General features: G+C 59.0%; 18 protein-coding genes. 12 read left to right on the plus strand and 6 right to left on the minus strand.

Annotated elements, in window-relative coordinates:
* The first annotated feature begins 89 nt into the window (after positions 1–89).
* The 9 genes from ACSQ3J_RS10490 to mgrA all read left to right on the plus strand — a co-directional run bounded on the left by ACSQ3J_RS10490 (position 90) and on the right by mgrA (position 10,691).
* Positions 90–992: a carbohydrate ABC transporter permease gene (locus ACSQ3J_RS10490; protein WP_060506240.1), complete on the plus strand. Its 903-nt coding sequence runs from the start codon at positions 90–92 to the stop codon at positions 990–992.
* The gene (locus ACSQ3J_RS10495; protein WP_060506241.1) at positions 985–1,926 is read left to right on the plus strand and encodes a carbohydrate ABC transporter permease; all 942 of its coding nucleotides are present in this window, start codon (positions 985–987) and stop codon (positions 1,924–1,926) included. The genes ACSQ3J_RS10490 and ACSQ3J_RS10495 overlap by 8 nt, the downstream gene beginning before the upstream one ends.
* A gap of 10 nt (positions 1,927–1,936) precedes the next feature.
* On the plus strand, positions 1,937–3,016 hold the full coding sequence (locus ACSQ3J_RS10500) for an ABC transporter ATP-binding protein (protein ID WP_112834602.1): 1,080 nt from the start codon (positions 1,937–1,939) through the stop codon (positions 3,014–3,016).
* A 97-nt stretch (positions 3,017–3,113) separates the two neighbouring features.
* Positions 3,114–5,579 (plus strand): beta-mannosidase, encoded by a 2,466-nt coding sequence (locus ACSQ3J_RS10505; protein ID WP_060506322.1) that lies wholly within the window; start codon positions 3,114–3,116, stop codon positions 5,577–5,579.
* 9 nt (positions 5,580–5,588) lie between these two features.
* A complete protein-coding gene (locus tag ACSQ3J_RS10510; RefSeq protein WP_060506243.1) occupies positions 5,589–6,278 on the plus strand; it encodes a D-lyxose/D-mannose family sugar isomerase in 690 nt (229 codons plus the stop codon).
* A 22-nt stretch (positions 6,279–6,300) separates the two neighbouring features.
* The gene (locus tag ACSQ3J_RS10515; protein WP_060506244.1) at positions 6,301–7,062 is read left to right on the plus strand and encodes a sugar phosphate isomerase/epimerase family protein; all 762 of its coding nucleotides are present in this window, start codon (positions 6,301–6,303) and stop codon (positions 7,060–7,062) included.
* Between the two features lie 15 nt (positions 7,063–7,077).
* Positions 7,078–8,220, plus strand: coding sequence for a Gfo/Idh/MocA family protein (locus ACSQ3J_RS10520; protein ID WP_060506245.1), 1,143 nt, complete (start codon positions 7,078–7,080; stop codon positions 8,218–8,220).
* Between the two features lie 186 nt (positions 8,221–8,406).
* Positions 8,407–9,480 (plus strand): DUF4274 domain-containing protein, encoded by a 1,074-nt coding sequence (locus tag ACSQ3J_RS10525; RefSeq protein ID WP_060506246.1) that lies wholly within the window; start codon positions 8,407–8,409, stop codon positions 9,478–9,480.
* Between the two features lie 179 nt (positions 9,481–9,659).
* A complete protein-coding gene (gene mgrA, locus ACSQ3J_RS10530; RefSeq protein WP_060506247.1) occupies positions 9,660–10,691 on the plus strand; it encodes an L-glyceraldehyde 3-phosphate reductase in 1,032 nt (343 codons plus the stop codon).
* 76 nt (positions 10,692–10,767) lie between these two features.
* Here mgrA and ACSQ3J_RS10535 read toward each other — a convergent pair whose 3' ends face one another.
* The 4 genes from ACSQ3J_RS10535 to ACSQ3J_RS10550 all read right to left on the minus strand — a co-directional run bounded on the left by ACSQ3J_RS10535 (position 10,768) and on the right by ACSQ3J_RS10550 (position 14,588).
* A complete protein-coding gene (locus tag ACSQ3J_RS10535) occupies positions 10,768–11,787 on the minus strand; it encodes a sulfate/molybdate ABC transporter ATP-binding protein (RefSeq protein WP_060506248.1) in 1,020 nt (339 codons plus the stop codon).
* A complete protein-coding gene (cysW, locus tag ACSQ3J_RS10540; RefSeq protein WP_060506249.1) occupies positions 11,784–12,671 on the minus strand; it encodes a sulfate ABC transporter permease subunit CysW in 888 nt (295 codons plus the stop codon). The genes ACSQ3J_RS10535 and cysW overlap by 4 nt, the downstream gene beginning before the upstream one ends.
* A 2-nt stretch (positions 12,672–12,673) precedes the next feature.
* A complete protein-coding gene (gene cysT / locus ACSQ3J_RS10545; protein WP_060506250.1) occupies positions 12,674–13,495 on the minus strand; it encodes a sulfate ABC transporter permease subunit CysT in 822 nt (273 codons plus the stop codon).
* Positions 13,496–13,610: 115 nt separating this feature from the next.
* Positions 13,611–14,588: a sulfate ABC transporter substrate-binding protein gene (locus ACSQ3J_RS10550; RefSeq protein ID WP_060506251.1), complete on the minus strand. Its 978-nt coding sequence runs from the start codon at positions 14,586–14,588 to the stop codon at positions 13,611–13,613.
* A gap of 512 nt (positions 14,589–15,100) precedes the next feature.
* On the opposite strand from ACSQ3J_RS10550, the gene ACSQ3J_RS10555 reads away from it, so the two are divergent.
* Entirely contained in the window at positions 15,101–16,207 is a 1,107-nt protein-coding gene (locus tag ACSQ3J_RS10555) for a TRAP transporter substrate-binding protein (protein ID WP_060506252.1), read from the plus strand.
* A gap of 116 nt (positions 16,208–16,323) precedes the next feature.
* On the opposite strand, the gene ACSQ3J_RS10560 is transcribed toward ACSQ3J_RS10555, so the two are convergent.
* Entirely contained in the window at positions 16,324–18,096 is a 1,773-nt protein-coding gene (locus ACSQ3J_RS10560; protein ID WP_060506253.1) for a TRAP transporter large permease, read from the minus strand.
* Positions 18,093–18,668, minus strand: a complete 576-nt coding sequence (locus ACSQ3J_RS10565; protein WP_060506254.1) for a TRAP transporter small permease subunit — start codon at positions 18,666–18,668, stop codon at positions 18,093–18,095. The genes ACSQ3J_RS10560 and ACSQ3J_RS10565 overlap by 4 nt, the downstream gene beginning before the upstream one ends.
* Positions 18,669–19,026: 358 nt before the next feature.
* Here ACSQ3J_RS10565 and ACSQ3J_RS10570 point away from each other — a divergent pair, with 358 nt between their 5' ends.
* Entirely contained in the window at positions 19,027–20,637 is a 1,611-nt protein-coding gene (locus tag ACSQ3J_RS10570; protein ID WP_060506323.1) for a glycoside hydrolase family 43 protein, read from the plus strand.
* 141 nt (positions 20,638–20,778) lie between these two features.
* Positions 20,779–21,144, plus strand: a complete 366-nt coding sequence (locus ACSQ3J_RS10575) for an RcnB family protein (protein ID WP_060506255.1) — start codon at positions 20,779–20,781, stop codon at positions 21,142–21,144.
* Positions 21,145–21,161: the final 17 nt, after the last annotated feature.

A 21,161-nucleotide genomic window follows, 5' to 3' on the forward strand; every position in this document is an offset into this window, starting at 1 on the left:
CCTAGTATGGGCCGGCCTGAAGCCCGGCCGATTTTGTTCCGGGTTTCGTCACGTCCTCAAAAATACGCGATCCAGGGGAGGGTTGACCTATGACGGGCCAAGCGAACGCCGGCCGGCCAAACCAGTTGCTGCGCAATCTGCATGCAAAGATTGCCTCAATTCCGATGATACTCACCGCCGTCGTCATCTTTCTCGGCGGCACGCTCTGGACGGTGTTTTACTCTTTCACCAATTCCAAGCTCCTGCCGCGGCTTTCCTTCGTCGGGCTTGATCAGTACGAGCGCCTGTGGGCGGCTCCCCGCTGGCTCGTTTCTATCCAGAATCTGGCCATTTATGGTGTGTTTTCGCTGATTTTCAGTCTTGTCATCGGTTTTCTGCTGGCAGCGCTGATGGATCAGAAGATCCGCTTTGAAAACACTTTTCGCACGATCTTTCTCTATCCTTTCGCCTTGTCCTTCATCGTCACCGGCCTTGTCTGGCAGTGGATTCTCAATCCAGAATTCGGGATTCAGTCCGTTGTCCGTTCGCTCGGCTGGAGCACTTTCACTTTCGATCCGCTCTATAATCCCAACATCGTCATTTACGGCATCCTGATCGCCGCGCTCTGGCAGGGCACGGGCCTTGTCATGTGCCTGATGCTCGCTGGCTTGCGCGGCATCGATGAAGACATCTGGAAGGCCGCACGTGTCGACGGCATCCCGATGTGGAAGACCTATCTCTTCATCATCATTCCTATGATGCGCGCCGTGTTCATTACCACGCTCGTCATCATCGCCAGCGGTATCGTGCGCGTCTACGATCTTGTCGTGGCGCAGACCAGCGGCGGTCCGGGCATCTCGTCGGAAGTTCCGGCAAAATATGTCTACGACTACATGTTCCAGGCGCAAAACCTCGGCCAGGGCTTTGCCGCCTCGACCATGATGCTGATCACCGTCGCCATCATCATCGTCCCCTGGGCCTATCTCGAATTCGGAGGACGCAAGCGTGGCTGAGGTCGTAACTCTCAACAATCCGTCCGCGAAGGTAAGCAGCGCGACCAAACCGGTTGCAGGGCCTCGGGGCAAGAAACCCCGCCCGCTGCTGTCGCCGCGCAACATCATGATCTATGGCGCGCTGCTGTTTGCCGCGGCCTACTACCTGCTGCCGCTCTATGTGATGGTCGTCACCTCACTGAAAGGCATGCCGGAAATCCGGCTGGGCAATATCTTTTCGCCGCCGCTGGAAATCACCTTCGAGCCCTGGGTCAAGGCATGGGCAACCGCCTGCACCGGGCTCAATTGCGACGGTCTTTCGCGTGGCTTCTGGAACTCGGTACGCATCACTATTCCCTCGACCGTCATCTCGATCGCAATCGCCTCGATCAATGGATATGCGCTGGCCAATTGGCGCTTCAAGGGAGCGGACCTGTTCTTCACGATCCTGATCGTTGGTGCGTTCATCCCTTATCAGGTGATGATCTATCCGATCGTCATCGTTCTGCGCGAAATGGGCCTCTACGGGTCGCTGACCGGCCTGATCATCGTTCATACGATCTTTGGCATGCCGATCTTGACGCTGCTGTTCCGCAACTACTTCACGGCGCTGCCGGAGGAACTGTTCAAGGCGGCGCGTGTCGATGGGGCAGGCTTCTGGACGATCTATTTCAAGATCATGCTGCCCATGTCGCTGCCGATCTTCGTGGTGGCGATGATCCTGCAGGTGACCGGCATCTGGAACGACTTTCTGTTCGGCGTCGTGTTCACCCGGCCGGAATATTATCCGATGACCGTCCAGCTCAACAATATCGTCAATTCCGTCCAAGGCGTGAAGGAATACAACGTCAACATGGCGGCAACCATCCTGACCGGTGCCGTGCCGTTGATCGTCTATTTCGTCTCCGGACGGCTTTTCGTCCGTGGCATCGCCGCCGGCGCAGTGAAAGGGTAATTGCATGACCATCAACAGCGTATCGGTCAGGGATCTGTCTTTGAGCTTCGGTGCTGTCACCGTGCTTGAAACTCTCAATCTCGACGTCAAGGACGGCGAATTCCTGGTTCTTCTGGGATCTTCCGGCTGCGGAAAATCGACCCTTCTCAACTGCATTGCCGGCCTTCTCGATGTTTCCGACGGCCAGATCTTCATCAAGGACAAGAACGTCACCTGGGAAGAACCGAAGGACCGCGGCATCGGCATGGTGTTCCAGTCCTATGCGCTCTATCCGCAGATGACGGTGGAGGGCAATCTCTCCTTCGGCCTGAAGGTTGCCAAGCTCTCTCAGGCAGAGATCGACAAGCGCGTGGCGCGGGCCGCAGAAATCCTCCAGATTCAGCCGTTGTTGAAGCGCAAGCCCTCCGAACTTTCGGGCGGCCAGCGGCAGCGCGTGGCGATTGGCCGGGCACTGGTGCGCGACGTCGATGTCTTCCTGTTTGACGAGCCCTTGTCCAATCTCGATGCCAAACTGCGCTCCGAACTGCGCGTCGAAATCAAGCGGCTGCATCAGTCGCTGAAGAATACGATGATCTACGTCACCCACGACCAGATCGAGGCCCTGACGCTGGCCGACCGGATCGCCGTCATGAAAAGTGGTGTCATCCAGCAGCTTGCCGATCCAATGACGATCTACAATTTCCCGGAAAACCTGTTCGTGGCGGGTTTCATCGGTTCGCCGTCGATGAATTTCTTCCGCGGCGAAATCAAGGACAGGGGTGGCCGTAAGGTCGTCGAGATCAACGGTGTCGATTTCTCGATGGACGCCTATCCGACCCGTGGCCCGCTGGAGGCCGGACGCAAGGTGGTGCTCGGTGTTCGTCCGGAACATGTCAGGGTCGATGAGCCCGGCGAAGAAATCCATGCCGCCGTCGTTGATATCGAAGAGCCGATGGGAGCCGACAATCTCCTGTGGCTGAAGCTTGCCGGCCAGACAATATCGGTGCGCATTGCCGGTGCACGCCGCTATGCACCGGGCAAGGCGGTCAAACTCAGCTTCGATATGTCGATGGCATCTGTCTTCGATGCGGCGACGGAAAACAGAATTTGATCACTGAATCATCGGGATGGCCGCAAGGATGGGTGGCCGTCACGTCCGAATGAATGATGCCGGTACCTGCGGGGCTGGCGGCGAATGGATTTCCACAATGTCTGCTCTTGCCTTTTCCGCTCCTGTCACGATCGATCTCTCCGGTGACTGGCGGCTTGCTTCGTCCGACAACAGCCACGCGCTGACCATCGCCATTCCCGGCGATGTTCATAGCGCCTTGCAGGCGGCTGGCGTGATCGCCGATCCCTATGCGGGCCGCAATGAGGACGATGTGCAATGGGTGGCCCACAAGGATTGGGTGCTGGAAAGGCAGTTTCATATTGATGAGGCCGAATTGCCGGGCAACTGGTATCTCGACATCGAAAGCCTCGATACCATCGCCGACGTCTATATCAACGACCAACTGGTGCTGAAGGCTGACAACTGCTTCCGGCGCTACCGCCCAGATGCGGGTCCGGCCCTGAAGGCGGGCGAAAACACGTTGCGCGTTGTCCTCTACTCCTCGATTGCCGCAGGTGCTGAGCGGCAGGCTGCCCAGCCATTCTACATTCCCTATTCGACCGGCAATTCGCCGATTGCCAATGGCAACATGCTGCGCAAGCCGCAATGCCATTTCGGCTGGGACTGGAACATCGCCATCGCACCGCTCGGCATCTACGGTACGATTGCGCTCAGGAAGCTCGATACGGCCCGTATCGAGCACGTGACGACGCGGCAGGTTCCGCAAGTCGGCGGGGCGATCGATCTTCATGTCACAGTAACTGTGTTTGCCAAGGAGCCCGGTGTCGCCGGTCTCGATTTCGCACTGGATGAACAGCGCGAGCATCTGGATTGCGCCGTCAATGCCGGTGAAACCCGGATCACCCAGGTCTTTACCGTCGAGAATCCGAAACTCTGGTGGCCTGCCGGCAGTGGTGAACAGGCGTTGTCACAGTTGACGGTCGCACTGCAGGGCGAGACCGTTACCCGCCAGATCGGCTTTCGCACTGTCGAATTGCTGACCGACAAGGATGCGGCCGGCAGCCGGTTTGCCTTCCGTGTCAACGGTCGGGAAATCTTCTGCCGGGGTGCCAACTGGATCCCGGCTGATGCGCTGGTTTCCCGCGTCACCCGGGAGGGTGTCGAGGACCTGCTGCAGTCAGCCTTCGATGCCAACATGAACATGATCCGCATCTGGGGCGGCGGCTTTTACGAACCGGACTGGTTCTACGATCTGTGCGACCGGCTCGGCATTATGGTCTGGCAGGATTTCATGTTCGCCTGCAACCTCTATCCATCGACGCCGGATTTCCTCGATAATGTCGCCGCCGAGGTCGATTATCAGGTCAAGCGCCTGTCCTCGCATCCCTCGATCGTGCTGTGGTGCGGCGATAACGAACTGGTCGGCGCGCTGACCTGGTTCGAGGAAAGCCGCAGGGATCGGGACCGTTACCTGGTCTCCTATGACCGGCTGAACCGCGTCATCGAGACCGGCATCAAGACGGCGGCACCCGAGGCGATCTGGTGGCCGTCGAGCCCGTCGGTCGGGCCGCTGAATTTCGGCGATGCCTGGCATGCCGATGGTTCCGGCGACATGCATTATTGGTCGGTCTGGCACGAAAACAAGTCGTTTGACAATTACCGCACCGTGCGGCCGCGCTTTTGCTCGGAGTTCGGCTTCCAGTCCTACACCTCGATGCCGGTCGTGCGGCAATTCGCTGAGCAGAAAGACCTGAACGTCGCGTCTCCGGTGATGGAGGCGCATCAGAAGAATGCCGGTGGCAACGAGCGTATCGCCGCCACCATGTTCCGCTATTTCCGCTTCCCGAAGGATTTTTCCAACTTCGTTTATCTGAGCCAGATCCAGCAGGGTTTGGCGATCCGAACGGCGGTCGATTTCTGGCGGTCGCTGAAGCCACATTGCATGGGCACGCTCTACTGGCAGCTCAACGATACCTGGCCGGTCGCCTCCTGGGCCAGCTTGGACTACGGCGGCAACTGGAAGGCCATGCACTACATGACCCGCCGGTTCTTTCAACCTGTGGCCGTCGCTGCCATCCCGTCCGATGACGGCAAGAGCATCCGCTTTTCGATGGTCAACGACACAGCAGCGCCGGTTACCGTCGAGCTTCAAACCTTCGTCGTCTCGCTCTCGGGCGAAAAGCATCCGCTGATGGCGGCGGCCGGGACCTGCAGTCCCGATCGCGCCGATACGCTGATGACGATAGCGGCATCGGATATTCCAAAGAACTCTTTGCTGTTCTGGTCCTTCGAGGCCTCGAACGGCATGCGCGGCGAGGGGCATCATGTGCAGAGCACTTACAAGGTGCTCGATCTTGAACCCTCCGGTCTCTCCATCTCGGCAATACCGGCTGGCGACGGTTCCTACGGTGTGACCGTCTCGGCCACCGGTCTTGCTTTGCATGTGATGATCGAGGCCGATGTCGAAGGCCGCTATTCCGACAACGCCTTCGACCTGACGGCGGGTGAGAGCCGTATCATCCGCTTTACCCCAAGGGAGCCGTTGACCTCTGCACCGGTCTTTACCGGCTACGATCTGCAATCCTGCCAGGGCAATGGATAGGAGGCCTCTATGCTACGAAGCGAAGTCAATGCCATTATCCAACGAAGCGATGTTTTCATGCGCCAGCACGGTTTCGTCCTGCCGCCTTTCGCCTATTGGTCGCCGGAGGAGCTGAAGACCCGGGTCGGATCGGACACCCCGTCGATCCGCGATACGCGGCTTGGCTGGGATATCACCGACTACGGCAAGGGCCGGTTCAGCGAGTTCGGCCTTGTGCTGTTCACCCTGCGCAACGGTTCGGCTGCAGCGCTCGCCCATGGCCGCGGCATGCTTTATGCCGAAAAGCTGATGATTACTGCAAAAGATCAGGTCAATCCGCTGCATCGGCATGCGGTCAAGACCGAGGACATCATCAATCGCGGTGGCGGCACGCTGGTGCTGCAGATGTACAATTCGCTGCCGGATGGCAATGTCGATGAAACCAGCGACGTCGTGGTTGCCACCGACGCCCGCCTGCGCACGCTGAAGGCAGGCGCTCTCTTGAAACTGTCGCCCGGCGAAAGCGTCACGCTTTTGCCCGGCAATTGGCACGCCTTCTGGGCGGAGGACGCAGACGTATTGATGGGGGAGGTTTCCACCGTCAACGACGATCTGACTGACAATTATTTCCGCGAGCCCGTCGGCCGCTTTTCCGCCATCCAGGAAGATACCAAACCGAGCCATCTCTTGGTGTCTGACTATGACACCTGGCTCTCATAATCGATCCCAAGGAGGAATTTCCATGCAGACCGTCAGCTTCCAGCTTTACAGCGCCCGCAATTTCCCGCCGCTTGCCGATGTCCTGAAAACAGTCGGCGCTGCCGGCTATAAGCAGGTCGAAGGATATGGCGCGCTCTACGCCGCACTCGACGATGCGGCCCTTGCCGCGCTGAAAGCCGACATGGACAAAAGTGGCGTAACGATGCCGTCCGCGCATTTCAGCCTTGATCTGCTCGAGACCGATCCGGCGCGCGCGCTGCACATCGCCAAGACGCTCGGCATCAAGTCGATCTATTGCCCGCATATCACCGTCGAACAGCGTCCAACCGACGCGAACGGCTGGAAAGCTTTTGGCGCACGCCTGGAAAAAGCCGGCAAGCCGTTCCGTGATGCCGGTCTCGATTTCGGCTGGCACAACCATGATTTTGAGTTCGTGGCGCTGCCGGACGGATCGATCCCGCAGGACCATATCTTTGCCGGTGGACCGAACCTCTCTTGGGAAGCGGACATTGCCTGGGTCATCCGTGGCGGTGCCGATCCCTTTGCCTGGATCGAGAAATACGGCAAGCGCATCACGGCCGTGCACGTCAAGGATATCGCCAAGGCTGGCGAAAATGCCGATCAGGATGGCTGGGCCGATGTCGGCCACGGCACCGTTGAATGGGCAAGATTGTTCAAGGCGCTGTCTGCGACGCCTGCCAAATACTACATCGTCGAGCACGACAATCCCAAGGACTACAAGGCGACGGCCGAGCGTTCGATCGCGTCGATCAAGACCTACTGAAAGAAAGACAGCACCATGACACGAGAACTTGGCGTCGGCATCATCGGATGCGGCAACATCTCCACCACCTATTTTAAGCTTTCTCCGCTCTTCAAGGGCATCAAGGTCATCGCCTGTGCCGATATCAACCCGGCCGCCGCAGAAACACGCGCGTCAGAATATGACGTCAAGGCGCAGACCATCGAGGAGCTGCTGGCCAATCCGGAGATCGACATCGTCGTCAACCTGACGATCCCGGACGCGCATTTCCCGGTTTCCAAGATGATCCTCGAAGCTGGAAAACACGTCTATTCGGAAAAGCCGCTCGTCCTTTCGCTGGAGCAGGGCGAGCAGCTGCGCGGTATTGCCACCGCCAACAACCTCAAGGTCGGCTGCGCCCCGGATACGTTCCTCGGTGGTGCCCATCAGCTGGCGCGTGACTATATCGACCAGGGCAAAATCGGCCGCGTTACATCCGGCACTTGCCATGTGCTCAGCCCCGGAATGGAGATGTGGCATCCCAACCCGGATTTCTTCTTCCTTCCCGGCGGCGGCCCGATCCTCGATCTTGGCCCCTATTACATCGCCAACCTCATCAACCTCATAGGTCCGGTCAAACGCGTGGCGGCCCTGACCTCGATGGCCAATCCGACACGCACGATCACCAGCGAGCCGCGCAAGGGCGAGGTCATTCCGGTCAAGACCCCGACCAATATTCACGCGCTGCTCGAGTTCCAGAACGGCGCCACGATTACCTTGTCGGCAAGCTGGGATGTCTGGTCGCACAACCATGCCAATATGGAGCTTTACGGCACCGAAGGCTCACTGTTCGTCCCGGACCCGAATTTCTTCGGTGGCACGGTCTCGGCCAGCGGCCGCGACAAGGATATCCAGCCGCTGGAAACTTGGGACCATCCCTTCGGTGTGCCCAATCAGGAGCACAAGCAGGGCATGATGGCCAACTACCGGACCGCCGGTCTCGCCGACATGGCGAATGCCATTCTTGAAGGCCGCGACGCGCGCTGCTCGCTGGAGAGGGCTTTGCACGGCGTCGATGTTATGGTCTCGATCCTGAAATCGGGCGAAGAGAGCCGGTTTGTCGAGCTGACAACGACCTGCACCCAGCCGAAGGCGCTCGGGATCGAGGAGGCGAAGGCGCTGCTTCGGGATGCCGGGTAGATACGAGACTGATCAGAGTGTTGGCAGCGAGATGCGCTGCCAACACCGCGCTCTAATGTTGCGCAAGTCCCTGTACGGGGCTGTTTGCGTCCAATCCGGTCACAGACGGTTCTTTTTGCAAGGGCGGGTTAAGTTCGTCGTAAGACCATGCACGTATAAACCAGAAGTGCAATCTGGGATGTATGTATGCGTATCGAGACACTGTTTTGGGGTGCCGTTGTCGTCGCTAGTTGTGCTGTCCTCATCCACCGCTATATCGGCAGGCGGACACATAACCAATTCCTGCTGAAGGCACCTGATGCCTACGAGGTCATCCGGACAAAATTCGTCTCCGGTGCCCGTGCGGCTTCACATGGCGACGATGTCGAGCTTGGCATGTTGACCGCCATTGAAACCTTCACTGAAACGAGGAGGGGAAACGCACCTCCGGTCTTTGCCGATCTCTCCAAGCGCGAGAAGCGGTTTGTCGAACTTGTTCATCTCACGGCAGCGCTGCCTGACCCGGAGTTTAAGCGCATGCTCCGGCGCCTTACAAAAGCGGAACAGCAAACGTTTGGGCCGCTACGCGGCCTTTCGCATTCAGCACAACCTCTTCAGTCCCGTATTCAGAGTATGCGAGAGCGGCTTGAGATGCCCAGGAATCCGCAGACCGGGCAAAAACCTGTCGCTGAAGCGAACCACGGCACGGATCAACTTTCCCCGCGATTTGATTCCATGCCGATCTCCAGCGTTGTCGAATGGCTGAAGATGGAAGCCCCGCGCGATCCGGACATGTGGCACCTGCTAACGAACCTGAACTGGGACTATGAAGAGATTTTTGACATTCTCGCGTGGGTCGTCAGTCAGCCGGAATGCGATGCGTCCACGGCGATTGTCATTCTCCACCTCATGAATGCTGATGTCACGATGGAACAGGCTTCCGGAGGGAAACGATGGAGCACATCCTCCGATTTTGATCCATCAACAAGTGCGCAGGTGAAGCTTCTCGCCATGATCGGTAGACGATCGGAAGACGATAGCTTTGTGCGTCACGAGTTGGCGCCAGACCCGCTCAGCAGCGGTGAGAACAATAGCGCGCTTCTTGCGATGATGATGGACGAAAAACAGAGGATAGAGGCGGAGGACCGAAATGTGCCTTTTCCGCTGCCGGTCAAACTGTTGTCGAAGCCGGTCCTCACAACCGGCCGCCTGCCGCGCACGGACTTTCAAGTCAACGACGATCGGCTTTACTGGCCAGAGGCTATGAAGACGGCCGGTTAATCACCGATCGAACGTGCGTCTTGAAACTGTGCGCAACGGCCTGATTACCGATTTCGATTCTCCTGCTTATGCGCTAGAGCTTAACTCTATCAGGTTTCCGTGGTGCGCTCCGGAAACCTTTCTGTTTATGGGGTGGCGGAACCCTTCCGTCACTGAGACCCGATCGCGGAGGTACAACAATGAGCTGGCAACCGGCGGATAATCGCTACGAGACGATGAAATACAACCGCTGCGGCAAGACGGGGCTAAAACTGCCGGCGATTTCGCTCGGCCTGTGGCACAATTTCGGCCATGACACGCCGCACGAGCGCAAGCTCGACATGTGCCGCACGGCGTTCGACCTCGGCATCACCCATTTCGACCTCGCCAACAATTACGGCCCGCCTCCGGGCTCGGCTGAAACCGCATTCGGCGAAATTCTGCGCACCGATTTTGCCGGTCTGCGCGACGAGCTGATCATTTCCTCCAAGGCCGGCTACGACATGTGGCCGGGTCCGTATGGCGAATGGGGCAGCCGCAAGTATCTGATCGCCTCCTGCGATCAAAGCCTTGCCCGTATGGGCCTCGACTATGTCGACATCTTCTATTCGCACCGATTCGATCCCGACACGCCCCTGGAGGAAACCTGCGGCGCGCTCGATCATATCGTCCGCTCGGGTAGGGCGCTCTATGTCGGCATTTCCTCCTACAATTCGCAGCGCACCCGGGAAGCCACCGCGATCCTCAAGGATCTCGGCACGCCGCTGATCATCCACCAGCCAAGCTATTCGATGCTCAACCGTTGGATCGAGGATGATGGCCTGGTCGATACGTTGGAAGACCTCGGCATCGGCTCGATCGTGTTTTCGCCTTTGGCGCAGGGCATGCTGACGACCAAATATCTCGGCGGTATCCCAACCGACAGCCGGGCGGCACAGAACCACTTTCTCAAGAAGGATTTCATCCGTCCGTCGATCATCGACAATATCCGCAAGCTCAACGAGATCGCCGAGAAGCGCGGCCAGACGCTGGCGCAGATGGCGATCGCATGGGTCTTGCGCGGCGGCCGTATCACGTCGGCGCTGATCGGTGCCAGCCGGTCTTCGCAGATTGTCGATTGTGTTGCAGCCCTGAAGAACGACACGTTTACGGCGGAAGAACTGGCGGCGATCGACGTTTATGCCAAGGAAGCCGACATCAACCTGTGGGCTTCGTCGGCGGAGCGCGATTAAGCGTCCGATCTCTACATTATCAAACAAAAGGCACCGGATTGGAAGATCCGGTGCCTTTTGCATTCAGGGCCTGAGTCTAAGCCGGATAGACCCGCGGACGGCGAATCTCGACAAAACCATGTGCATCAGCCCGGAACGGAAATTCCGGAGCTGCGTCGAACTCGATGGGCTGACCATCGACCGTCAGCGCCAGAACGCGCCTGGAATCAGGCCGGTCGATGACGCGGGCGATGGTGGCCTGGATACCGTGGCCATCTTCGCGCCAAGTGACGTCGGCGGGCCTGAAGAACAGTTCTGCCGGACCATCGGCGATATCGGGTGCATCGAAGGTGACATTCTGGATCTGGGCCTTTTCACCCGACACCGTAACCTTCAGGCGATTGGCATCGCCGAGAAAATTCATGACGAAAGCACTGGCGGGGGCGCGGCAGACCTCTTCCGGTGTCCCGGTCTGAACGATCTTGCCTTTGTCGAGAATGACGACGCGGTCGGCGAGGTCGAGGGCCTCGGCCTGGTCATGGGTGACGAACAGCGTGGTGATGCCGAGTTCGTCGTGGATCTTGCGCAGCCAGCGGCGCAGGTCACGCCGCACATTGGCATCGAGCGCGCCAAACGGTTCGTCGAGCAAAAGCACCTTCGGATCGACGGCGAGTGCGCGGGCCAGCGCGACGCGCTGCCGCTGACCGCCGGAAATCTGGGCGGGAAACCGGTCCTGCAGGCCTTCCAATTGGACAAGGCGGAGCAGGTGTTCGACCCGGCTGGAAATTTCGGCGGCCGAGCGCCTGGTCTTCGAGACCTTCATGCCGAACGCGATGTTCTCGCCGACCGTCATATGCGGGAAAAGCGCATAGTGCTGGAAAACGAAGCCGACGCCGCGGTGGCGTACCTCGATATCGGTGGCATTCTCGTCACCAAAATAGATGGCGCCGCCATCGGGAAACTCCAGGCCCGCAACCATGCGCAGGATTGTTGTCTTGCCGGAACCGGAGGGGCCGAGCAGGGCGACCAGTTCACCGCTTTCGATATCCAGTGAGACGCCGTGCACGGCGCGGAACGTGTCGAATGTCTTGACGACGGTGTCGAGGCGGATTTTCACGGTGTGGTCTCCGAAATATCAGGTGCTGTGCCGGCAAGCGACGGGCGGCGCACGCGGCCAGCGCCCCGGCGCTCAAGCGCCACCTTGGCAATCAGGGTAACGACGGCGAGCGCCGCAAGAATCGAGGCGGCGGCAAAGGCGCCAACGGCGTTATAGTCGTGATAGAGCAGTTCGATATGCAGCGGCAGCGTATTGGTCTGGCCGCGAATATTGCCCGAAACCACAGAAACGGCGCCGAACTCGCCCATGACCCGCGAATTGCAGAGAATGACGCCGTAGAGCAGTGCCCATTTGATGTTCGGCAACGTCACGAAGAAGAAGGTCCGCCAGCCGCTGGCGCCGAGCGAGGTTGCAGCTTCTTCCAGGTCACGGCCCTGTGCCTGCATCAGCGGAATGAGTTCGCGGGCGACGAAGGGCGCGGTGACAAACATGCTGGCAAGCACGATGCCGGGTAGGGCGAAGAGTATTTTGACATCGGCCGATTGTAGCGCCTCGCCAAACAGGCCCTGTAGCCCGTAGACGAAGAGATAGGCGACACCGGCAACGATCGGCGAAACCGAGAACGGGATCTCGATGACGATCAGCAGCAGGCGGCGTCCGGGAAAATCGAACTTGGTGATCGCCCAGGCGGCGGCCACACCGAAGGCGGTGTTGATGGGCACAGCGATCAGTGCCGTCATCGCCGTCATCAAAATCGCATGACGGGTGTCGGAATTGGCGATGGTCTTGCCGAAATAGGCGATGCCCTTGGAAAAGGCCTCGTAACCGATGACGGCCAGCGGTGCGATAATGATCAGCGCCACTAGCGCCAGCACAACGGCGATCATCGTGTTGCGGAAGACCGGTGCATCGCCGATCCGCGGGGGACGTCTGGTTTTGGCCATGATCAACCCTTCACCGTGTAGCGCAGGGCACGCGCCTGCAGGAGGTTGGTAACGGCAAGCATCGTGAAGGCGGCGATGAGCATCACCGAGGCGATCGCGGCGGAGGCCGGATAGTCGTATTCTTCCAGCCGGATGAAGGCGAGAAGTGCGGTGATTTCCGTCTCAAACGGCTGGTTGCCGGCAATGAAGATGATCGCCCCGAACTCGCCGAGGCTACGGGCAAACGACAGTGACAGTCCGGCGAGCAGCGCTGGCGCCAGTTGCGGCAGGATCACCCGCAGGAAAATCTCCATGTCGCTGGCGCCCAGCGTCTGACCGGCTTCCTCGAGCGCCGGATCAAGCTCCTCCAAAACCGGCTGAACCGTGCGGACGATGAAGGGCAGACTGGTGAAGGCCATGGCGATGATGATGCCGAGCGGCGTATAGGCCACCTTGATGCCGATTGCGGCAAGCGGCGCCCCGAACCAACCGTTCGAGGCAAACAGCGTCGTCAGCGCGATACCGGCAACGGCGGTCGGCAATGCGAAGGGCAGGTCGACCAGGGCATCGACGAAGCGGCGGCCGGGGAAGCGGTAGCGGACGATGACCCAGGCGAGCGCCAGGCCGAACACCAGGTTGAACAGCGTCGCAGCCAGCGCGCAGAGAATGGTGATCCGGTAGCTGGCAACCGCCCGCTCTGACGAGACGATCCGCCAATAGTCTTCCGGTCCAAGGCTTGCCGCCTTGAAGATCAGTGCGCCGAGCGGCAGCACCACGATGATTGCGACATAGACGAGGGTAATGCCGAGCGTCAGGGGCAAGCCTGGAAGAATGCGCCGTGCCAAAAACGTGCCCCTTGAGAATTGGGTTGAAATGAAAAATCGAATTTGAAAACAACGGGGAGGCCGCGCTGGACGTTCGTCCGGCGCGGCCTGCGTTTTTCACACAATCGGATTGGGATCAACGATTTCCGTAGATTTTATCCAGTGCAGCGCCTTCGGCAAACTGCTCTTCCTTGATCTTGCCCCAGCCGCCAAAAACGTCTTCCACCTTTAGCAGGCGAATTTCGGGGAACTGATCCTTGAACTCGGCAGCGACCGCGGCGTCGTTAACGCGGTTGCCGTTCTCGGCCAGAATCTTCTGGCCTTCCGGCGTGTAGAGGAAATCGAGATAGGACTTTGCCAGATCGCGGGTGCCGTTCTTGTCAACGACCTTGTCGACGATGGCGACCGGGAATTCCGCGAGCAGGCTGACCGACGGCGTGACGATGTCGAACTTGTCTTCGCCGAATTCCTTGGCAATGCCCTTGGTTTCGGCTTCGAAGGTGATCAGCACGTCACCGGTTTCGCGTTCGACGAATGTCGTCGTCGCGGCGCGTCCACCAGTGTCGAATACCGGAACATTGTCAAAGATCTTCTTGACGAATTCCTCGACCTTGGCCGGGTCGTTGGCGAATTTTTCCTTCGCGTAGGCTGTGGCTGCCAGATAGGTGTAGCGGGCGTTGCCGGATGTCTTCGGGTTCGGGAAGATCACCTTGACGTCGTCGCGCACCAGATCGTCCCAATCCTTGACGCCCTTCGGATTGCCTTCTCGCACCAAGAAGGACGGGAAGGAATAGAACGGCGACGCATTGTTGGCGAAATCGCTCTTCCAGTCGTCCGAAACGAAGCCGCCCTTCACCAAGGCATCGACATCCGTCACCTGGTTGAAGGTAACGACATCGGCTTCCAACCCTTCGAGGATGGCGCGGGCCTGCTTGGAGGAGCCACCATGCGACTGGTCGACGGTGGCGCCAGGATGGGCTGCGACGAAAGCTTCGTTGACCTGTTCGAACAGTTCGCGGGAAATATCGTACGACGCATTGAGCAGCTTGTCGGCGGCAGCAGCCGGAAGGGTCAAGGCGGCGAGCGCGGCACCGATGAGCAAAAGACGTTTCATGAAAGACTCCCCGAGATATGATTTCGGCCGGAGCATAGGGCTGCCACAACGGCATGCCGAGGAACCCTTCTGTGAATGTTTCCATGCTATTGAAAAAATATTGCGGCAAAATCCACAACGACGAAACGCCCGCCCGCCGGCATGAAGAAATCATTCTATCCTGGTTTCTTTATATTAGATGATTTCAATGGATTGACGAGCTATCTTCATGTCCGCCTGGCGGTGATGGATGAGGCGGGACGAACGTTGCGTAAGTCTCTGCAAACATTGATCGTTGGCATTAGACAAAAGTCGAAGGTTGCCTCTTTCCCGCATGGCTGGACATGAGGGGGTGAGCGTGTAAGCTGCCAGCGGAGGCATAGGATTTCGTACGAAATCCTATGCCTGTTTTAAGTGGATTCCAGATTGCGCATGTCCGTTTGAACCGGCCGATATCAGCCGGTGCGGTTTGCGCCCGCGGGGAGGAGCAGCACCGGCAAAGCCGGGCTGTCCGCGACAACAGAGGAGAGAACATGGATCGCCGTCTATTCATCAAGCGTGCGGCTCTCGGTGGCGTTGGTGCCGCCGCTGCCACGTCGCTTGCAGCGCCCGCCATTGCCCAGAGCAACCCGAAGATCAACTGGCGCCTGGCGTCATCGTTTCCGAAATCGCTCGACACGATTTATGGTGGCGCTGAAGTGCTGTCGAAATATCTGTCTGAAGCAACGGATGGCAATTTCAAGATTCAGGTCTTTGCCGCTGGCGAAATCGTACCGGGCCTGCAGGCGGCAGACGCCGCCGCTGCCGGTACCGTCGAAGCCTGCCACACGGTTTCCTACTATTACTGGGGCAAGGACCCGGTCTGGGCTCTGGGTGCTGCGGTTCCGTTCGCACTCAACGCGCGCGGCATGAACGCCTGGCACTATCATGGCGGCGGCATCGACATGTTCAACGAGTTCCTGGCGACCCAGGGTCTGGTTGGGTATCCCAGTGGCAATACCGGCGTCCAGATGGGCGGATGGTTCCGTAAGGAAATCAAGACCGTTGCCGACATGCAAGGCCTGAAGATGCGCATCGGCGGGTTCGCCGGCAAGGTCGTCGAGAAGCTCGGCGTCGTGCCGCAGCAGATCGCCGGCGGCGACATCTATCCATCGCTCGAAAAGGGCACGATCGATGCCGCCGAATGGGTCGGTCCATACGACGACGAAAAGCTCGGCTTCTACAAGGTGGCGCCGTACTACTACTATCCCGGCTGGTGGGAAGGTGGCCCGACGGTTCACGCCATGTTCAACAAGGCAGCCTTCGAAGGCCTGCCGAAGAACTATCAGTCTCTGCTGCGCACGGCCTGCCAGGCGACGGATGCTAACATGCTCCAGAAGTACGACTACCTGAACCCGGCTGCAATCAAGCGTCTGGTGGCCGCGGGCGCCAAGCTCAGCCCGTTCAGCCCGGAAATCCTGTCGGCCTGCTTCGACAAGGCAAATGAAGTCTACGCCGAAATGGAAGCGACGAACCCGACCTTCAAGAAGATTTGGGACTCGATCAAGGCCTTCCGCGGCGAGTACTATCTCAATGCGCAGATCGCCGAATACAACTACGATACGTTCATGATGATCCAGCAGCGCGGCGGCAAGCTCTAAGCCCTGCTCGGATAGCATTGCAAAAACGAAAAACCCCGGAGCCAATGGCTCCGGGGTTTTTCGTTTCTCGTCTTGTAAGAGGAAATGGGCCGGTTCGAGACCGGCCCATTCGGTTGTCAGTTGAACGACGGCGGCGCGCTGAGGTCGTTGGCTGGCTTCTGTTCCGCCGGTTTCTGGCTGCCGTCGAGTGGATTGCCACCCGGCAACTGCAGGCCGCCGGGTAAGCCGAGACCGCCGCCATTGTCGGGCAGCGTCAGTCCGCCGCCGCCGGTGCCAAATCCGGGAACCTCGATCTTGATCGTGTTCGGATCGACCACGGCGGCATCGCCCTTGTAATGCATGACCATCTGCGGGAACGCGATAGTGAGAGCCACCATGATGATCTGGATGCCGACGAAGGGCACCGCACCCCAGTAGATCTGTCCCGTTGTCACCGGCTGCGTGATCTTGCCGGTCACCCTGTCGAGATAGGGGACCTTGGCTGCCACTGATCTCAGGTAGAACAGCGCAAAACCGAAGGGCGGATGCATGAAGCTGGTCTGCATGTTGATGCCGAGCAGGACGCCGAACCAGATGAGGTCGATGCCCAGTTTGTCGGCCGCCGGTGCGAGCAGCGGGACGATGATGAAGGCAAGCTCGAAGAAGTCGAGGAAGAATGCCAGGAAGAAGACCAGCAGGTTGACGGCGATCAGGAAGCCGGTCTCGCCGCCTGGCATGGCAACCAGCAGATGCTCGACCCAGATATGACCGTTGACCCCATAAAAGGTCAGCGAGAACACGCGGGCGCCGATAAGGATGAACAGCACGAAGGCCGAGAGGCGCGTTGTGGCCGTCAGCGCCGAACGCACGACGTCCATGCTGAGCCTGCCCTTGGCGGCGGCCATCACCAGTGCACCAACCGCGCCCATGGCTCCGCCTTCGGTCGGCGTGGCAATGCCGAGGAAGATCGTACCGAGCACGAGGAAGATCAGCGCCAGCGGCGGGATCAGCACGATGATGACCTGCTGGGCAAGCCGGGACATCGCGTTGACCTTCAAGGTCCTGTCGAGAAGCGCAACAACATAGATGAAAGCGACGCCCACCGTTGCGCCGAGAATATCGGCATTTTCACCATGGGTTGGATAGAGATAGATATGGGCGGCATAGGCAAAGCCCGCCGCGACGACCAGCGCGATGAATAGCGAGGTTACGCCTGAGCCCAGCGTGCGGGCTTCGAGCGGCAGCGCCGGCATGGAATCGCGCCTGACGAACGTCATGATCAGGATGTAGAGCATGTACAGTCCGGTCAGAACCAGGCCTGGGATCAAGGCGCCGGCATACATGTCGCCGACGGAGCGGCCGAGTTGGTCGGCAAGAACGATCAGAACGAGCGATGGCGGGATGATCTGTGCGAGCGTGCCGGACGCTGCGATAACGCCGGAGGCGACGCGCCGGTCGTAACCATAGCGCAGCATGATCGGCAGCGAGATCAGGCCCATGGCGATGACGGAAGCGGCAACCACGCCGGTGGTCGCCGCCAGCAATGCGCCAACGAAGATGACGGCATAGGCAAGGCCGCCACGGACCGGGCCGAACAGCTGGCCGATCGTGTCGAGCAGGTCTTCGGCCATGCCGGAGCGTTCGAGCACGATCCCCATAAAGGTAAAGAAGGGAATGGCGAGCAAAGTGTCGTTCGACATCACCCCCCAGAAACGATCCGGCAGCGCATTGAGCAGCGGCCAGGAGAGGTTGATCGAACCGCCGGACAAGGGGGCGAGTTCAACGCCGATGATGAAGAACAGCAGGCCGTTGGCGGCGAGCGAAAAGGCAACAGGGTAGCCGAGCAGAAGGAAGACGATCAAGGATACGAACATGATCGGCGCGAGATTGACGGCGATGAATTCCATCATGGGCGTGCCTCCGGAGCGGCAATGTCGTCAAGCGGCGCGTGGGTCGGCACGTATGGTGTCGGATCCTCCATGTTGCCGGTCATGATGGCGATCTTCTTGATGATTTCGGAGACACCCTGCAGCACAAGCAGCACGAAGCCGAACAGCAAAATGGCCTTGGCCGGCCAGACGATCAGGCCGCCGGCACTGGAAGAGCCTTCCTGCGAGCGAACCGACATCAGCACATAGGGGACGAGGTAATAGGTCATCAGCAGGACGAACGGCATCAGGAAGAAGACGTGACCAAACAGGTCGATCCAGTGCTGCGTCCGGCGCGAAAACTTGCCGTAGACCACGTCGATGCGGATATGTTCGTTCTGGCTGAGCGTGTAGGCCGCCGCCAGCATAAAGGCGGCGCCAAACAGGTACCATTGCGCCTCAAGCCAGGCGTTCGACGACATGTTGAAGATTTTTCGGATAATGGCATTGCCGGCGCTGACCAGTACGGCCACCAGGATCAGCCATGAGACTGATTTGCCGATGATTTCCGTGACACGATCAATGAGCCTGCTGATACCGAGCAGTGCGGTCATGTATATTCCTCCCCGCCAAGCTGATTTTCGATCTTTTTTTGCCAAGCATAGCCACAGTGCCGATTTCAAGTGCCGTTTCAAGTCTGCGTCCGGATTTTCCGGCATAGTCCGGCAACGTCATACCAAAGTCGCATATGGACTTTCCGTCTTTGCCTAAAGCTTAGGCAGGAACTGTGGGAAACCTGCGTGCAAACGGCGGTAGCTCTGCTGCAGGATGTTGCCACGCATAGGGAAAAGCGTGAGTCGGTGGCGACGCGGGGAATGTCGCTTCCAACATCAAACAAGGACTTGCAAGTGCGCCCGGTTTCAGGCCGTATGGCATTTCGAGAATCCATGAGGTACGTTCGTCATGACCGCGATGATCCGCAATCCGATCCTTCCAGGCTTCAATCCGGACCCATCCATCTGCCGGGTCGGCGAGGACTATTATATCGCCACCTCCACCTTCGAATGGTATCCGGGCGTACAGATCCATCATTCGCGCGATCTGGTAAACTGGACCTTGGTGCGACGGCCGCTGGAGCGGGCAAGCCAGCTCGATATGCGCGGTAATCCCGACAGTTGCGGCGTCTGGGCGCCGTGCCTGTCGCATGCGGATGGTCTGTTCTATCTGGTCTATACCGACGTCAAACGCTTCGATGGAAACTTCAAGGATGCTCACAACTACATCGTCACTTCGCCAACGATCGAAGGCGAATGGTCGGATCCGGTCTATGTCAATTCGTCCGGCTTCGATCCATCGCTGTTTCACGATGACGATGGCCGCAAATGGTTTCTCAACATGCAGTGGAACCATCGCACCGAGAGCTTTGGCGGCGCTCCGAAATCGCCGGCCTTTGATGGTATCCTGCTGCAGGAATGGGATCCGGTGGCGAAAAAATTGACCGGCGCGATCCGCAATATCTTTGCAGGGAGTGCGCAAGGCCTGGTGGAAGGGCCGCATCTCTTCAAGCGGAGTGGCTGGTACTATCTGACGACCGCGGAAGGTGGCACTGGCTACGATCATGTGGTGACCATGGCGCGTTCCCGGACGATCGAGGGGCCGTATGAAATGCATCCGCAGACACATCTGATCACCTCCAAGGATCATCCTGACGCTGCGCTGCAAAGGGCAGGGCATGGGCAGTATGTCGAGACCCCGGACGGGCAAGCCTATCATACCCACCTGACCGGCCGTCCTCTGGCACCGTTACGCCGCTGCACGCTCGGCCGCGAGACGGCGTTGCAGAAATGCGTCTGGGGCGAGGACGACTGGTTGTATCTTGCGCAGGGCGGGGTCGTGCCGGATGTCGATGTGCCGGCACCGGGCGAGGCGGTTGTCATCGACAAACCAGCCCGTGTTGAAACCGAATTCGACAGTCCGCAATTGCCCAGGGATTTCCAGTGGCTGCGGACACCGGTGCCAGAGCGGATTTTCTCGCTGTCGGAAAGGCCGGGCCATCTGCGGTTATTCGGCCGCGAAAGCATCGGCAGCTGGTTCGAGCAGGCTCTGGTGGCAAGACGTCAGGAACATCACTCTTTTCGAGCGGAAACCGTCGTCGAATTTGAGCCCGACACTTATCAACAGGCTGCGGGGCTCACGCATTATTACAATCGCCACAAGTTTCACGCGGCCGCCGTCACGCTGCACGAACAACTCGGCCGGGTGGTGACAATCTTTTCCTGCAATGGTGATTTCCCGCATAGCCGCATGACATTCCCGGTCGAAAGCGGCGTCTCCGTGCCGTTCGGCCGGGTGCATCTGGCCATGGAAATCCGTGACAACGATCTGCAGTTCTTCTGGCATGCGGATGGGTATCGCACATGGCGCAAACTCGGGCCTTTGCTCGATGCCGGCGTGGTTTCGGATGAAGGCGGACGCGGCGAGCATGGGTCCTTTACCGGGGCATTCGCCGGCGTCTTTGCCTTTGACACATCGGGCCGGGCGCAGGAGGCGGATTTTGACCGATTTATCTATGAGGCGCTGTAATCGTCGGTTGCAAGTTTGTTCGTTGTATCAGTTAATTCTTATAATTAACTGATATCATTACAATTTTGTAATTTGCTGTTTCAGTTTCCGTTCATCTTTGCGGCCGTAGTTTCGGGATGTCAAAAACGAAAGGACACCCCGATGAAACGTTTGCTGATTGCGCTGGTCGCAAGCTCCTTCCTGACGGCGCCCCTGACGGCGCAGACGGCTTTTGCCCAGCCGGCCCGGCCGTTCGAAGTTGCTCAGGTGAAGGAGCGTCATGTCGAGAAACGCGTTTACCGGCATGGCAATACCAGGATCGTCGAAAAGAATGTAGTCGTTAAGAAGCGCTGGGCACGCGGCCACCGCCTGTCGCCCTCCGAGCGCCGCCGCATCGCCGCTGTCAATGACTATCGCCGCTATAAGCTGCGCGCGCCGCCACGCGGCCAACAATGGGTTCGCGTCGATAACGACTTCCTGCTGATCAGCGTCGCCACCGGCGTCATCGTCAACATGGCGACGCGTTGAGACCGGAACAAGTGGGT

The sequence above is a fragment of the Rhizobium sp. LjRoot98 genome (genome assembly GCF_964252935.1).
GTDB lineage: Bacteria > Pseudomonadota > Alphaproteobacteria > Rhizobiales > Rhizobiaceae > Pararhizobium.